The following is a 13,799-nucleotide window of genomic DNA, read 5'->3' on the forward strand; positions in this document are numbered from 1 at the left end:
GGTCGGTGAAGACCGGTACGGCTTGCGGCTGGACGGTGACGACGCCGACTTCCGGCGTTTGCGGCGGCGGTGCCGATTCTTTTTTTCCGCAGGCAGCCAGGAAAACCGCGGCTGCCGCGACAGTGATCAAGCGGTATGGAACCCGTTCGACGCGCATGGAGCGACCTCTGTGTGTAACCAATGGAATAAGTGCGGCACCCGGCGGGAGCGCAACACGGATGCGCCTCGCGGCGCAGATCGAACACCGAATTACTGGACTGCTGGATACAGCACGTCGGCACGAGACCTCCGTGCCGACGGGGATGCCGCGAACTGCGGACTGATACTAGGGCGGGAATCAGCAGAGTGGGATATTAACTGATTGCCACTTGGGTCATTCGATCGTAGGGTGGTATTGTATATACATTCACGAATGTATGTAAAAAGCCCGTTCGTGCTCCGCCGGCTGTTCAGTCTTACGGATTGTTACCAATCGCCAGCATAGCCCGTCCGCATGACGGCGACGAGGGGTTGCGGACCCTATATTCATCCACGATCGATCCAATCAGGCCTGCACATGGTCAGACGTACCAAGGAGGAGGCGCTCGAGACGCGCAATCGCATTCTCGACGCCGCCGAACACGTGTTCTTCGAAAAAGGCGTGTCGCACACGTCGCTCGCGGACATCGCCCAGCACGCCGGCGTGACGCGCGGCGCGATCTACTGGCATTTCGCGAACAAGAGCGAACTGTTCGATGCGATGTTCGACCGCGTGTTCCTGCCGATCGACGAATTGAAGCGGATACCGCTCGACGCGCCGGGCGGCAATCCGCTGGAGAAGGTGCGCCAGATCCTGATCTGGTGCCTGCTCGGCGTGCAGCGCGACGCACAGCTGCGGCGCGTGTTCAGCATCCTGTTCATGAAGTGCGAGTACGTCGCGGACATGGAGCCGCTGCTGCAGCGCAACCGCGCGGGGATGAGCGAGGCGCTGCACATGATCGACGCCGATCTCGCGGCGGCCGTGGGGCTCAAGCTGCTGCCCGAGCGGCTCGATACGTGGCGTGCGGCGCTGATGCTGCACACGCTCGTCAGCGGCTTCGTGCGCGACATGCTGATGCTGCCCGACGAGATCGACGCCGAGCAGCATGCGGAAAAGCTCGTCGACGGCTGCTTCGACATGCTGCGCTACAGCCCGGCGATGCTGAAGGACGGCGACTGACCGGGCGGCGCATCGCGCGCCGCGTCGCCGTACCGGGTCAGGCTGCCTTCGCGCGCCGCGCGCGGGCCCGCCGGTTCGACGCGGCCACCGAATCGCGCGCCGGCATCGCCGCGCCGGCCAGCCCCGCGATCCACGTGTCGGTCGACATCACCGCCGCGAAATTCGACTGGAACACTACCCCGTACGCGCGGTGAATCTCTTCGGCGCTCGCCGCGCCCGCTTCGTTCTCGTAAGGCAGCGCGCCCGTCGCGTCGCTCAGGTACTCGACCTTCAGCCCCGCATGCGCCGCGTGATAGACGGTCGACGCATTGCAGTTGTGCGTCATGTAGCCGGCCACCGCGAGCGTGTCGATCCCGTGCGCGTCGAGCCACGCGGCGAGATCGGTGCCGGCGAACGCGCTCGCCTGCGCCTTCTCGATCCGATGCGCGTACGGCCGGCTGGCCACCACCGCGTGCAGCGCGACGCCGTCGGTGCCTGGCGCGAAGATCGGCGCGCCGGCCGGCGCGACGTGCTGAACCACGATCACCGGCACGCCGGCCGCGTGCGCGGCGTCGATCGCGCGGCCGATGTTCGCCAGCGACACGTCGAGCGGCGGATATTCGATCGGCAGGTTGCCGGTCACGTATTCGTTCTGCACGTCGATCACGATCAGTGCGCGACGGGCAGCGGGACGGGAAGCGGAATGCGGGGCCGTGTTCGACATGGCGATCTCCTGGTCGGGGAGGCGCTGCCCCGCCCCGGAGCGGGGCGGCCAGCAGTGCGATGCGATGCATTGTCGGCGCGCGCGACCCGGGCTGATAGTGGCCTGATAGCCATTCTTCGATAGAATCGGGCCATCACCTTCCCGGAACCGCGCCATGCTCGCCGCCGCGTCGCCCGTCAGCTCCATTCCGACCGTCGTCGCGGTGATCGCGTACGACGGCATCAGCCCGTTCCACCTGTCGGTGCCGTCGGTCGTGTTCGGCCAGGCACGCGACGCGGCCGTGTCGCCCGCGTTCGAGTTCCGCGTCTGCTCGGCCGAGCGCGGCCCGCTCGCGACGACGGGCGGCTTCACGATCACCGCGCCGTACGGGCTGGACGCGCTCGACGATGCGGACATCGTCATCGTGCCTTCGTGGCGCGACCCGGACGAAACGCCGCCCGACGCGCTGCTCGATGCGGTCCGCGCGGTCGCCGCGCGCGGCGTGGAACTCGTCGGCCTGTGCCTCGGCGCCTACGTGCTCGCCGCGGCCGGCCTGCTCGACGGTCGCCCGGCCACCACGCACTGGGCGTGGGCCGACGATTTCGCGCAGCGCTTTCCCCGCGTGAAGCTCGATCCGGACGTGCTGTACGTGGACGACGGCAACCTGATGACGTCGGCCGGCACCGCGGCAGGCCTCGACTGCTGTCTGCACGTCGTGCGGCGGCGCTTCGGCTCGGACGCCGCGAACCGCATCGCGCGCCGCCTCGTGATCCCGCCGCACCGTCAGGGCGGGCAGGCCCAGTACGTGCCGCAGCCGGTCGCGGCGCACCCGCGCGACGCGCGGCTCGCGGGGCTGCTCGACTGGGTACGCGGCCATCTCGACGCCGCGCACAGCGTCGATTCGCTCGCCGAACGCGTGCTGATGAGCCGGCGCACGTTCACGCGCCACTTCCGCCAGGCGACCGGCACGACCGTCACCGCGTGGCTGCAGGCCGAGCGGCTCGCACGTGCGCGGCTTCTGCTCGAAACCACCGGCCAATCGATCGACGCGATCGCGCAGGCGGCCGGCTACGGCTCGAGCGTGTCGCTGCGCCAGCATTTCACGGGCGCGCTCGGCACGTCGCCGTCTGCGTATCGGAGGGAATTTCGCGGCGCCGGAGCCGGTGCCGGCGGGGGACGGTGACACCCGCCGCGCGGGCGCAGCGCGGGCCGTGACGCGGAACCGGGCGGCCGATCGGCCGCTCAGCCGCCGTTGAACCAGCGTGCCGCGTAAAGCAGCAGCGCGACGAACACGATCATCGCCGCCCAGGCCCACACGGGCACCGTGCCGGAATCGCGATGCCGGAGCGCGCTCGCCGCCCGCCCGCTCAGCGCGCCGCCGAGATGCGGCGGCAGCGAACGCTTCGTCGCGGCCATCAGCGATGCGGGCCGCAGGAACACATGCTGGCGCCGCTGCGCAGAAGCGCTCGCGCGATTCGGCGCGAGGCCGTGCTTCGCCTGCACGACCGCGCTGAACTCGCGGAAGAACGTGTCGGTCCATTCCCGCAGCGCATTGTCGATCTGCCGCCCCGGCAATTCGGCGAGCGGCCCGCTCGCCGTGGCCCAGACCACGTACTCGATCCGCGTGGCGGTCGCATCGTCATCCGGCATCAGCACGAGTTCGACCTGGCCGCGCAGCGCGCCGAGGCCGTCGGCCCGCGCCTTGAAGTTGAGCACGCGGCGCGGCTGCCCTTGCGCGTCGCCCTGCTCGGCGGCCGCGTGCGCGCGCACGTCGTAGCGGGCGCGCAGCGGGCCGAGCGGCACCGTGATCGTCAGCGCGAACTCGCCGTGCGCGAGTTTCACGAACGATTCGCAATGATCGAAGCTCGCGCGCAGCAGTGCGAGATCCTCCAGCGCGTCCCGCACGACAGGCGGCGCGAGCGGTACGCGTAACGTGTCGTTCAGTTCCATGTCGCCTCCCCGATGAACGCGCGCCGCATCAGGACGTCTCGACGAGACTGTCGACCCGTGCGACATCGAAGGCGACGTAGAGCGCGAGCACGGCCGCCGCCTCCTTCGGCTGTTCGTAACTCCATGCGGCGTTCTCGATCACGCCGTCTTCCGTCTGCAAGTCGAAATGCACGGCCTGCCCCCTGAACGGGCAGGCCGACGTGACGCCCGATTTCACGAGCCGGCGCATGTTGACGTCGCCGCGCGGCAGGTAATGGATGTCTGGAAGCCCCGCCTCACGGACCGTCAGCGCACCGTGCGAATCGGCATAGGTGATGCCGCGATGGATCACGCGCACGCGATGACGGTTCGGCACGATTTCGAGTCGAGGGTCGGTTGCATCGGACATCGTCTCTCCTTCGGGCGGCAGTCAGGCCGGGGCAGGAAACGAAAAAGCCACGGCACGCATGCCGTGGCTTTCATTATGGGCGAAACTTCGTCCGATTGCGCGACCGGGATCGCGGCCGCGTGCGGCGGGCTACTGCGCACTCCACTGGAACGCGGCTTTCGCGCCGCCCTTCGCGCCGACCGTGACGGCGCGCGATTCGTCGCTACCCTGGTACGACGCGTGCACCGTGTAGCGCCCAGGCGGCACCTTCACGAGCATGTAGGGCCCACGCGCATCGGTTTTCAGCACTTCGGCGCCCTTGCCGTCGACGATCCGGACATGGACGTCGGCCAGGAACTCGCCGCCCTTGCCGGTGAAGCGCAGCGCGAGCGGCCACTGCGCCTCGCTGCGCTGGAACGCCGTCGATTCGTCCAGCCCGACGCCGCCGGACACGAAGGTGACGTCGCCCTGCTGGCGCGCGGCGGGCAAGCCGTCCAACTGCGCGTACGCGCCGGTCGCGCCGGCTGCGAGGCCGGCAGCCAGCGCCGCGGCGACGGCAAATCGGGACACGTTGCGTAGATTTTGCATGGCTCTCTCCTTGGGGTCGGAACACATACTGGGCGCAGCGTCACGCGATCGCACGGCGGCGGCGCCCGCCGCAGCCGGGCTGGCCGGCCGCGGCCGCTGCCGGTCAGCTCAGGTCGACCGGCACGAAGATCTGTGCATTATCGCGCTGGATCAGCAGAGCAAGACTGTTGCCCGCGCCCTTCACCGCGTCACGCAACTGCTCGGGGCTCGTGACCGGGCGGCCGTTCACCGCGAGGATCACGTCGCCAGGCTGGATGCCCGCGTTCGCGGCCGGCCCGCCGGCCTGCTGCACGATCAGCCCGTGCGACAGGTTGTCGGCGCTGCGCTCCTGTGGCGACAGCGGACGCACCGCGACACCCAGGCGGCCCTGCTCGACCGGCCCGCCGTCGTTCGATGCGAGCTTCGCATCGGCCATCGCGCCGAGCGTCACGCTGATCGACTTCTTCGACTTGTCGCGCCAGATCTGCAGGTCGGCCTTCGAACCCGGCTTCAGGTTCGCGATCTGCGCGGGCAGCGACGTCGAATCGGCGACCGGCGAACCGTTGACCGACAGGATCACGTCGCCCGGCTGCAGGCCCGCCTTCGCGGCCGGGCCGTTGGCGTCGACCGAGCTGACGAGCGCGCCGTCCGGCTTCTGCAGCCCGAACGAGCTCGCGAGCGTCTGGTTCAGCCCCTGCACGGCGACGCCGAGACGGCCGCGGCTCACGTGGCCCGTCTTCACGAGCTCGTCCTTCACCTTGATCGCCTCGTTGATCGGAATCGCGAACGACAGGCCCTGGAAGCCGCCCGTCTGCGAGTAGATCATCGAGTTGATGCCGATCACCTCGCCCTGCAGGTTGAACAGCGGGCCGCCCGAGTTGCCGGGGTTCACCGGTACGTCGGTCTGGATGAACGGCGTGTAGTTCTCGTCGGGCAGCGCGCGCGACTTCGCGCTGATGATGCCCGACGTGACCGTGTTGTCGAAGCCGTACGGCGAGCCGATCGCGACGACCCACTGGCCGACCTTGCTCTGCGCCGGGTCGCCGATCTTCACGGTCGGCAGGCCGCTCGCGTCGATCTTCAGCACGGCGACGTCGGACTGCTTGTCGGCGCCGACGACCTTCGCCTTGTATTCTCGCTTGTCGGTCAGCTTGACCGTGACGACGTTCGCGCCGTCGATCACGTGCGCGTTGGTCAGGATGTATCCGTCGGAACTGACGATGAAGCCCGACCCGAGGCTCGCGCTCGGCTGGTCGTCCGGCTGCGCGTCGCCGCCCATGCCCGGCACCTGGCCGTAGAAGTGCTTGAAGAACTGGTAGAACGGGTCGCTCGGATCGATCGGCAGCTGCGGCTGCGGCGCGCGCCGCGCGACCTGCTTCACGACATGCTTCGCGCTGATGTTCACGACCGCCGGGCCGTAGGTTTCGACGAGCCCGGAGAAATCGGGGATGCCGGTCTTGGCGGCGGCTTCGGCCGGCATCATGGCGGCCTGCGCGGGCGTGATGATCTGCGGATCGGCGCGGCGGGTGCCGGCGAAATAGCCTGCCGACAGGGCGGCCGCCACGGCGACCGCGACGGTGCCGCGCGCAAGGAATCGGGTGTTCATCGTAGGACCTCCTCGTTGTTAGGACGCAGCGTAACGACCCTGACTTAAAGGAGGCTTAATCAGCCTTAAGCGAGGCTTAAGCGGCTGCCGCGCGGCTACCGGCGGCCGGGCTCGCCCTTCAGGCGGATTCGGAAGGCTGCGGCGCCTGGGTTGGCATCTCGGCGTCGCGGAACACGACGCTGACGAGCAGGCCGCCCGCGGCCGCATCGCCGAGCGACACCGTCGCGCCCTGCTGCGCCGCCACGCGCTTGACGATCGCGAGCCCGAGCCCGCTGCCCGACACGTCGGTGCGTGCCCGCGCCGTGCTGTCGCGGTAGAAGCGGTCGAACACGCGCTCGCGCTCGTCGGCCGGAATGCCCGGCCCGCTGTCGGCGATCTGCACGCACGCGCGGCCGGCCGCGTCGCGCGTCAGCGATACGTCGATGCGGCCGCCGTCCGGCGTGTACTTCACCGCGTTGTCGAGCAGGTTGCCGAACATCACGCGCAGCGCGCCGACGTCCGCGACGACGCTCGCCGCGCACGTTTCCTCGAAGCCGAGATCGATGTCGTGCCGCTGCGCGAGCGGCGCATGCGCGGCCACGCACTCGGTAAGCAGCGCCTGCAGGTCGACCGGCTCGCGCATCGTCGCGCCGTCCGGCTCCGCGCGCGCGAGCGCGAGCAGTTGCTCGGTGAGACGCGTCGCGCGCGACACGCCGTCCTGGAGATCCGCGATCGCCTCGCCGCGCGACGCATCGTCCTTCGCGCGGGCGACGAGCTGCGCCTGGATCTGCACGGCCGCGAGCGGCGTGCGCAACTCGTGCGCGGCGTCGGCGACGAACGCCTTCTGCGTGTCGAGCGCCGCCGACAGCCGCGCGAGCAGCCCGTTCAGCGCCCGCACGAGCGGCTGCACCTCGAGCGGCAGGCGCGCGTCGGGCAGCGGGTCGAGCGCTTCCGGCCGGCGCGCCTCGACCGCGCGCGTCACGCGGCCGAGCGGCGCGAGCCCGCGGCCGACGATCATCCACACGGCCGCGCCGAGGAACGGCAGCAGCACGATCAGCGGCCACAGCGTGCGCAGCGCGACGTTGGCCGCCAGCCGGTTGCGCACCGACAGCGGCTGCGCGAGCTGCACGACGTTGTCGCCGACGATCGCGCCGTACACGCGCCATTCGCCCCGATCGGTACGCTCGGTCGAAAAGCCGAGCTCCGCGCGCGGCGCGATCGGCGCGCGCGGATGCGAGAAGTACATCAGCACGCCGTTGCGATTCCAGATCTGGATCACGATGCCTTCGTCGCCGTTGGTACGCGAGCCGAACACCTGCGAGAACGGCTCCGACGGCAGCGCCGCGGCGATTTCCTGCAACTGGTAGTCGAACAGTTCGTTCGCCTCGGCGAGCGCCTGCCGGTAGATGAGCCAGCCCGCCATGCCCACGCCCGCGACGACGATCGCGAGCAGCCAGATCAGCAATTGATGACGAATCGACCGCACGCGTCAGCTTTCCTTGACGACCATGTAGCCGAGCCCGCGCACGTTGCGGATCAGGTCCGAGCCGAGCTTCTTGCGCAGCGCGTGGATATAGACCTCGACCGTGTTGCTGCCGATCTCCTCGCCCCAGCCGTACATCTTCTCCTCGAGCTGGCTCTTCGACAGCACCGCGCCCGGCCGCGCGAGCAGCGCCTCGAGCAGCGCGAACTCGCGCGCGGACAGCGCGACGGGCGCGCCGTCGAGCGTCACCTGATGCGCAGCCGGATCGAGCGTCAGCGCGCCGTGGCGGATCAGCGACTCGCTGCGCCCGGCCTGACGGCGGATCAGCGCGCGCATCCGCGCGCCCAGCTCGTCGAGGTCGAACGGCTTGACGAGATAGTCGTCGGCGCCGGCGTCGAGCCCCTTCACGCGGTCGGCGACCGCATCGCGCGCGGTGACGATCAGCACCGGCAGCGCCAGCCCGCGCCCGCGCAGCGTGCGCAGCACGTCGATGCCGTCGCGCTTCGGCAGGCCGAGATCGAGCAGCAGCAGGTCGTACGTCTCGCCGCCGAGCGCCGTGAGCGCCGCGTCGCCGTCCTGCACCCAGTCGACCGCAAAGCCGTCCGAGCGCAGCGCCTTGCGCACGCCCTCGGCAATCATTCGATCATCTTCGACAAGCAGAATCCGCATCGCGACAGGCATCCATGGGGCGAATCAAACACGGCGACCATTGTAGCGCCGCGAATCGCGTGCGCGGCACCGTGCAATGCAACAGTAAGGCGGATTGCAAGGGACCTGCCCCGACTTGTCTCTACAATGTGCGCTTCGGCGCCCGCGCGCGCCCTGCCCGAGCCCCTGCTTTTCCCGTATTCGCCCATGCCGATTTCCGATCTTTCCGCCCGGTTCGCCCCGCGCGCGCGCGTCTGCCTGCGCGCGGCCGCCGTCGTCGCCACCTGCACGGCCCTCGCGTTCGCGCCGTCCGCGCAGGCCCGCAAGAAATCCCACAAGGAAGCGCGCAAGACCGCCGTCGTGTCGCCCGCCGCGCGCGCGGCCGGCCTGCCTGCGTCCGTGCTCGTCGCGCTGCAGCGCGCGAAGGTGCCGGCGTCGGCGATGAGCGTCGTGGTCGAGCGCGTCGGCGATCCGCAGCCGCTGATCGCGTGGAATGCGAGCCGGCCGATGATGCCGGCCTCGACGATGAAGCTCGTGACGACCTTCTCGGGCCTGTCGATCCTCGGCCCCGACTACCGCTGGCGCACCACCGCGTACGCGGACGGCACGGTCGATCCCGACGGCACGCTGCAGGGTAACCTGTACATCAAGGGCACCGGCGATCCGAAGCTCGTGCCCGAGGAGCTGATCGACCTCGTCGACAAGCTGCGCAAGGCCGGCGTGAAGCGCGTGGCCGGCGGCCTCGTGCTCGACAAGAGCTATTTCGCGGCGTCGACGCGCGACCTGCCGTCGTTCGACGACGATGCGAGCGCGCCGTACAACGTCGGCCCCGATCCGCTGCTGTACGCGTTCAAGGCCGTGTCGTTCACGGTCACGCCGGGCGACGACGGCAAGGTCGCCGTCGACGTGCTGCCGCCGCTCGCCGACCTGTCGATCGACAACCGGCTCGTCGAAGGCGCCGGCTCGTGCAGCGCGGCCGCGGCGGCCGCGCGCCCGACGCTGACGGCCGGCGGCGGGATCATGACCGCGTCGTTCGCCGGCGACTACCCGCTGCGCTGCGGCGCGCACACGACCAACCTCGCGATCCTCGATCACACGACGTTCTTCGCGCGCGGCTTCCTCGCGCTGTGGCAGCAGGACGGCGGCACGATCGCGGGGCCGGTGAGCGAAGGCAAGGTGCCGACCACCGCACGGCCGCTCGCCGTGCATCACGGCCCGGTGCTCGGCAGCATCGTCTACGACATCAACAAGTTCAGCAACAACGTGATGGCGCGCAACCTGTTCCTGACGATCGGGGCGGTCAGCGGCAAGCCGCCCGCGACGCCCGAGCAGTCGAGCCGCGCGATCCAGGCGTTCCTGCAGAAGAACGGCATCGCGATGCCCGACCTCGTGCTCGAGAACGGTTCGGGACTGTCGCGCGAAGAGCACGTGAGCGCGCTGTCGCTCGCCGCGCTGCTCCAGGCCGCGAACGCGAGCCCGGTCGCGCAGGCGTTCGTCGATTCGCTGCCGATCGCGGGCATCGACGGCACGATGAAGAACCGCCTCACCAACGCGGGCGTGCTCGGCAACGCGCACATCAAGACCGGCACGCTGCGCGACGTGCGCGCGATCGCCGGCTACGTCGCCGGGGCGGACGGGCAGAGCTACGTCGTCGTCAGCTTCATCAACGACGATCACGCGGAAGCCGCGCGCGCCGCGCACGACACGCTGCTCGAGTGGATCTACGCGGGCGCGCACTGACGATCCGCGCATCGTGCATCGGGCCGTCCCGACAGGGCGGCCCGGGCGACCCACGCCGCGCCCCGCGCGGTTTGAAACGCCCCCGCCACCCTCGCGCGATACGCCGCGCGCGCGCCGTGCCCCACAAAACGGGGCCGTACCGCCGGGCCCCGTGCAGTACGGATTCCGTAGAAACCCTGTCCTCAGAGGGAACCCTCTACGCTGCCCCCTCGCCTAGCGCGTGGCGATTGCGTAGGCTGTTGGCCTGACGATATCTACAACGGGCCATACGCCCGGCCTCAAGGCTTGCAGGGGAACGAAGGAGACACGCCCATGCGATTCGACGTCGAATTGCTTCTGCTCGCGCTGGCGCCCGTCTTCCTGCTCTGCATCGCGTGGGAGGCCTGGCACCTCGCCCGCACCCGTGCGCAGGACCGCATCTATGCGTGGCGCGACACGCTGTGCAACGCGGCGCTCGCGCTGATGCACCAGGCCGCCGACAAGCTCGCGTGGCTGTTCGTGATTCCCGTCTATGCGTACTGCTACCGGCACTATCGCGTCTACACGTGGCACGACGGCTGGCTGTCGTTCGCGGTGCTGTTCGTCGCGCAGGACTTCCTCTACTACGTGTTTCATCGCGCGAGCCATCGCGTGCGCTGGCTGTGGGCCGCGCACGTCGTGCACCACTCGTCCGAACGGATGAACTTCTCGACCGCCTTCCGCCAGAGCCTGATGTATCCGGTCGCGGGCATGTGGCTGTTCTGGCTGCCGCTCGCGTTCGCCGGCTTTCCGCCGCAACAGGTCGTCGGCATCGTGCTGATCAACCTCGCGTTCCAGTTCTTCGTGCACACGCAGGCGATCGGCAAGCTCGGCTGGCTCGAATACGTGCTGAACACGCCGTCGATCCACCGCGCGCACCACGCGCGCAATCCCCGCTACATCGACCGCAATTACGCAGGCGTCCTGGTGATCTGGGATCGCCTGTTCGGCAGCTATGTCGAGGAAACGCCCGACGATCCGCCGCGGTACGGGATCGTCGAGCGGCTCGGCTCGAACAACCCGTTCGTCGCGACGTTCCACGAGTGGGTGTCGATGGCGTCCGACGCGTGGCGCGTCGGTGGATGGCGCAACAAGCTGCGCGCGATTTTCGGCCCGCCCGAATGGGCGAGCGCTTATCATGCGCAGATTGCCGAGGCCGCGAACCAGGATCCGCGCACCGTGCCGACAGCGGCCGTGCGCGACCGATAAACCGTTTCAGCCAACGGCCGCCGCGCAGCCCGGAACCGAGCAGGCACGCGGCAGATGAGAAACACATCAGGCCATATCTACGAGGAGATAGAACGATGCAGACACAACAACACGCACCTTCCCGCACGCGTCAGCGCATGCTGCGCACCGCGCAGATCGCGATCGCCGGCGCCGCGCTCGCGCTGCTCGCCGCGTGCGGCGGCGGCGACGACAACAACAGCAGCGCGTCGAACACGCCGCCGTCGGGCGTGAAGATGCAGATCGTGTCGTTCGGCGACAGCCTGTCCGACGTCGGCACCTACTCGCAGATCAAGCTCGGCTTCGGCGGCGGCCGCTTCACGACCAACCCGGGCCAGGTATGGACGCAGAACGTCGCGCAATATTACGGCGACACGCTGCAGCCCGCGAACCAGGGCGGCTTCGGCATCCCGCTGCAGGCCACCGGCGGCCTCGGCTACGCGCAGGGCGGCTCGCGCGTGACGCTGCAGCCGGGCATCGGCCATGCGGACGCCAGCGTGCCGAACTCCGACTACGCGCAGGCGACCACCACGCCGATCGCCGACCAGGTCAAGCAGTACCTGACGCAGCACGGCAGCTTCAACGCCGGCCAGATCGTGCTGATCAACGGCGGCGCGAACGACATCTTCTACCAGGCGCAGGTCGCGCAGGCGCAAGGCAACACGCCGGCCGCGCAGCTCGCCGCGGCCCAGGCGATCGGCCTGGCCGCGCAGCAGCTCGGCGGGATCGTCCAGCAGATCGTCGCGGCGGGCGCCACGCACGTGTTCGTCGCGAACGTGCCGGACATCGGCGGCACGCCGCTCGCGTTGCAGGGCGGCACGCAGGCCGCGTTCACGCAACTGTCGGGGCTGTTCAACAAGACGCTGGCCGGCACGCTCGCCGCGCTGAAGGTCGACCCGACGAAGGTCGCGGTGGTCGATTCGTTCACGTGGCAGGACGGCATCGCGGCCAACTTCCAGGCGAACGGCTTCAGCGTGTCGAATACCGACACCGCGTGCAACCTGAAGGCGATGGTCCAGGCCGCCACGCAGTACGGCGTCGCGAACGCGACCGCGTTCGGCTCGTCGCTGTTCTGCTCGCCGCAGAACTACACGGTCGCGAATGCGGACCAGACCTACATGTTCGCCGACACGGTCCACCCGACGACGCGCCTGCATGCGCTGTTCGCGCAGTACGTCGAACAGCAGATCGCGAAGGCGGGCGTCGGCAAGTAAGCCGCCGGCCACGCGCCCCAACGCAAACGCCCGACCGGGTTCGCCGGTCGGGCGTTTTTCGTTGGTGCGGACGGATGAGGACGGATGCGTCAGTCGCGCGCTTCGAACGCGGCCGCCGCGCGGCCGAGGCGATCGTTGACCGCGATCCATTCGACGGTCTCGGGCAGCTTCTCGACGAGGATGCGCGCGACCTGCGCGCGATCGAGCGCCCGCAGCATCCCGTACAGCTCGCGCGCATAGGCCTGCGGATCTTCCGGCGCCGCGATGAAATGCACGCCGTCGGCCTGCGCCCAGTGCCCTGCCCGTGACGCACGCGCGACGAGCGCGACGCGTTCGCCGTCGGTTTGCGCGGCCGCGAGCAGCGGCTCGAGCGCGTCGAACGGCAGCAGCGCGAGCGGCGTGCGCGGCGCGTAATGCGCTTTCAGCGTGCCGGACGCGCGTGGTGCCGTCGCATCGCTGCCGTCCGGCAGTGTCGGCGCGCGGCCGAGCACGTCGGCGATCTGCTGCGGCGTCACGTGGCCCGGGCGCAGCAGCGCCGGGAAACCGCGCGACAGGTCGAGAATCGTCGACTCGATGCCGACGTCGGACGCGCCGCCGTCGAGCACGTGCACGCTGTCGCCGAATTCGTCGCGCACGTGTTGCGCGGTCGTCGGGCTCACATGGCCGAACCGGTTCGCGGACGGCGCAGCCACGCCGCCGTGACCACCGCGCCGCGCGCTGAACGCGGCCAGCAGCGCCTGCGCGACCGGATGCGACGGGCAGCGCAGCCCGACCGAATCCTGGCCGCCGCTGACGGCGTCGGGAATGCGCGCGTGACGCTTCAGGATCAGCGTGAGCGGCCCCGGCCAGAATGCATCGATCAGCGCCTGCGCGTCGGCCGGCAGACCGTCGGCCCAGTAGCCGGGATCGCCGCCGGGCGGCAGATGCACGATCACCGGATGGTTCGCGGGCCGCCCCTTCGCCGCATAGATGCGCGCGACGGCTTCGGGATTCGCCGCGTCGCCGCCGAGCCCGTACACGGTTTCGGTCGGAAACGCGACGAGCTGGCCCGCGTCGAGCAACGCAGCGGCCGCGTCGATCTGCGCGGGCGTCACGTGCTTTGGGAGATCGATGGACATCG

13 protein-coding genes and 1 pseudogene are annotated in these 13,799 nt (G+C 69.6%); 5 read left to right on the top strand and 9 right to left on the bottom strand.

Annotated elements, in window-relative coordinates; all coding sequences use genetic code 11:
• Nucleotides 1-157: pseudogene (locus tag QZM15_RS22630) on the bottom strand (efflux transporter periplasmic adaptor subunit); the annotation flags it as partial.
• Between the two features lie 399 nt (nt 158-556).
• Between QZM15_RS22630 and QZM15_RS22635 the strand changes: the two are divergent.
• On the top strand, nt 557-1,198 hold the full coding sequence (locus tag QZM15_RS22635) for a TetR family transcriptional regulator (protein WP_059578528.1): 642 nt from the start codon (nt 557-559) through the stop codon (nt 1,196-1,198).
• A gap of 37 nt (nt 1,199-1,235) precedes the next feature.
• On the opposite strand, the gene QZM15_RS22640 is transcribed toward QZM15_RS22635, so the two are convergent.
• Nucleotides 1,236-1,901 carry a cysteine hydrolase family protein gene (locus tag QZM15_RS22640; RefSeq protein WP_302107276.1) on the bottom strand — a complete coding sequence of 222 codons (666 nt, stop codon included), beginning with the start codon at nt 1,899-1,901 and terminating at the stop codon, nt 1,236-1,238.
• 154 nt (nt 1,902-2,055) lie between these two features.
• On the opposite strand from QZM15_RS22640, the gene QZM15_RS22645 reads away from it, so the two are divergent.
• Complete coding sequence (locus QZM15_RS22645; RefSeq protein WP_302107277.1) at nt 2,056-3,063, top strand: helix-turn-helix domain-containing protein; 1,008 nt, start codon at nt 2,056-2,058, stop codon at nt 3,061-3,063.
• A gap of 59 nt (nt 3,064-3,122) precedes the next feature.
• Here the strand turns inward: QZM15_RS22645 and QZM15_RS22650 are convergent, their stop codons facing one another.
• The 6 genes from QZM15_RS22650 to QZM15_RS22675 all read right to left on the bottom strand — a co-directional run bounded on the left by QZM15_RS22650 (nt 3,123) and on the right by QZM15_RS22675 (nt 8,501).
• Entirely contained in the window at nt 3,123-3,830 is a 708-nt protein-coding gene (locus QZM15_RS22650) for a CoxG family protein (protein ID WP_059578536.1), read from the bottom strand.
• A gap of 28 nt (nt 3,831-3,858) precedes the next feature.
• Entirely contained in the window at nt 3,859-4,218 is a 360-nt protein-coding gene (locus tag QZM15_RS22655; protein ID WP_302107278.1) for a DUF427 domain-containing protein, read from the bottom strand.
• A 129-nt stretch (nt 4,219-4,347) separates the two neighbouring features.
• Nucleotides 4,348-4,785 (bottom strand): carboxypeptidase-like regulatory domain-containing protein, encoded by a 438-nt coding sequence (locus QZM15_RS22660; RefSeq protein WP_302107279.1) that lies wholly within the window; start codon nt 4,783-4,785, stop codon nt 4,348-4,350.
• A 103-nt stretch (nt 4,786-4,888) separates the two neighbouring features.
• Entirely contained in the window at nt 4,889-6,370 is a 1,482-nt protein-coding gene (locus tag QZM15_RS22665) for a DegQ family serine endoprotease (protein ID WP_059578544.1), read from the bottom strand.
• 118 nt (nt 6,371-6,488) lie between these two features.
• Nucleotides 6,489-7,835, bottom strand: coding sequence for an ATP-binding protein (locus tag QZM15_RS22670; protein WP_060315136.1), 1,347 nt, complete (start codon nt 7,833-7,835; stop codon nt 6,489-6,491).
• Nucleotides 7,836-7,838: 3 nt separating this feature from the next.
• Complete coding sequence (locus QZM15_RS22675; protein WP_050014536.1) at nt 7,839-8,501, bottom strand: response regulator; 663 nt, start codon at nt 8,499-8,501, stop codon at nt 7,839-7,841.
• Nucleotides 8,502-8,687: 186 nt separating this feature from the next.
• Here QZM15_RS22675 and dacB point away from each other — a divergent pair, with 186 nt between their 5' ends.
• The 3 genes from dacB (at nt 8,688) to QZM15_RS22690 (ending at nt 12,679) form a co-directional block, all read left to right on the top strand.
• Nucleotides 8,688-10,220, top strand: coding sequence for a D-alanyl-D-alanine carboxypeptidase/D-alanyl-D-alanine-endopeptidase (gene dacB / locus QZM15_RS22680; RefSeq protein WP_226225290.1), 1,533 nt, complete (start codon nt 8,688-8,690; stop codon nt 10,218-10,220).
• 312 nt (nt 10,221-10,532) lie between these two features.
• On the top strand, nt 10,533-11,447 hold the full coding sequence (locus tag QZM15_RS22685; protein ID WP_059643095.1) for a sterol desaturase family protein: 915 nt from the start codon (nt 10,533-10,535) through the stop codon (nt 11,445-11,447).
• 95 nt (nt 11,448-11,542) lie between these two features.
• On the top strand, nt 11,543-12,679 hold the full coding sequence (locus QZM15_RS22690; RefSeq protein ID WP_059643092.1) for an SGNH/GDSL hydrolase family protein: 1,137 nt from the start codon (nt 11,543-11,545) through the stop codon (nt 12,677-12,679).
• 89 nt (nt 12,680-12,768) lie between these two features.
• Here QZM15_RS22690 and QZM15_RS22695 read toward each other — a convergent pair whose 3' ends face one another.
• Entirely contained in the window at nt 12,769-13,797 is a 1,029-nt protein-coding gene (locus tag QZM15_RS22695; protein WP_302107280.1) for an L-threonylcarbamoyladenylate synthase, read from the bottom strand.
• Between the last annotated feature and the right edge of the window lie 2 nt (nt 13,798-13,799).

It is taken from the genome of Burkholderia sp. AU44665 (assembly GCF_030504405.1).
GTDB classification, from domain to species: domain Bacteria; phylum Pseudomonadota; class Gammaproteobacteria; order Burkholderiales; family Burkholderiaceae; genus Burkholderia; species Burkholderia semiarida.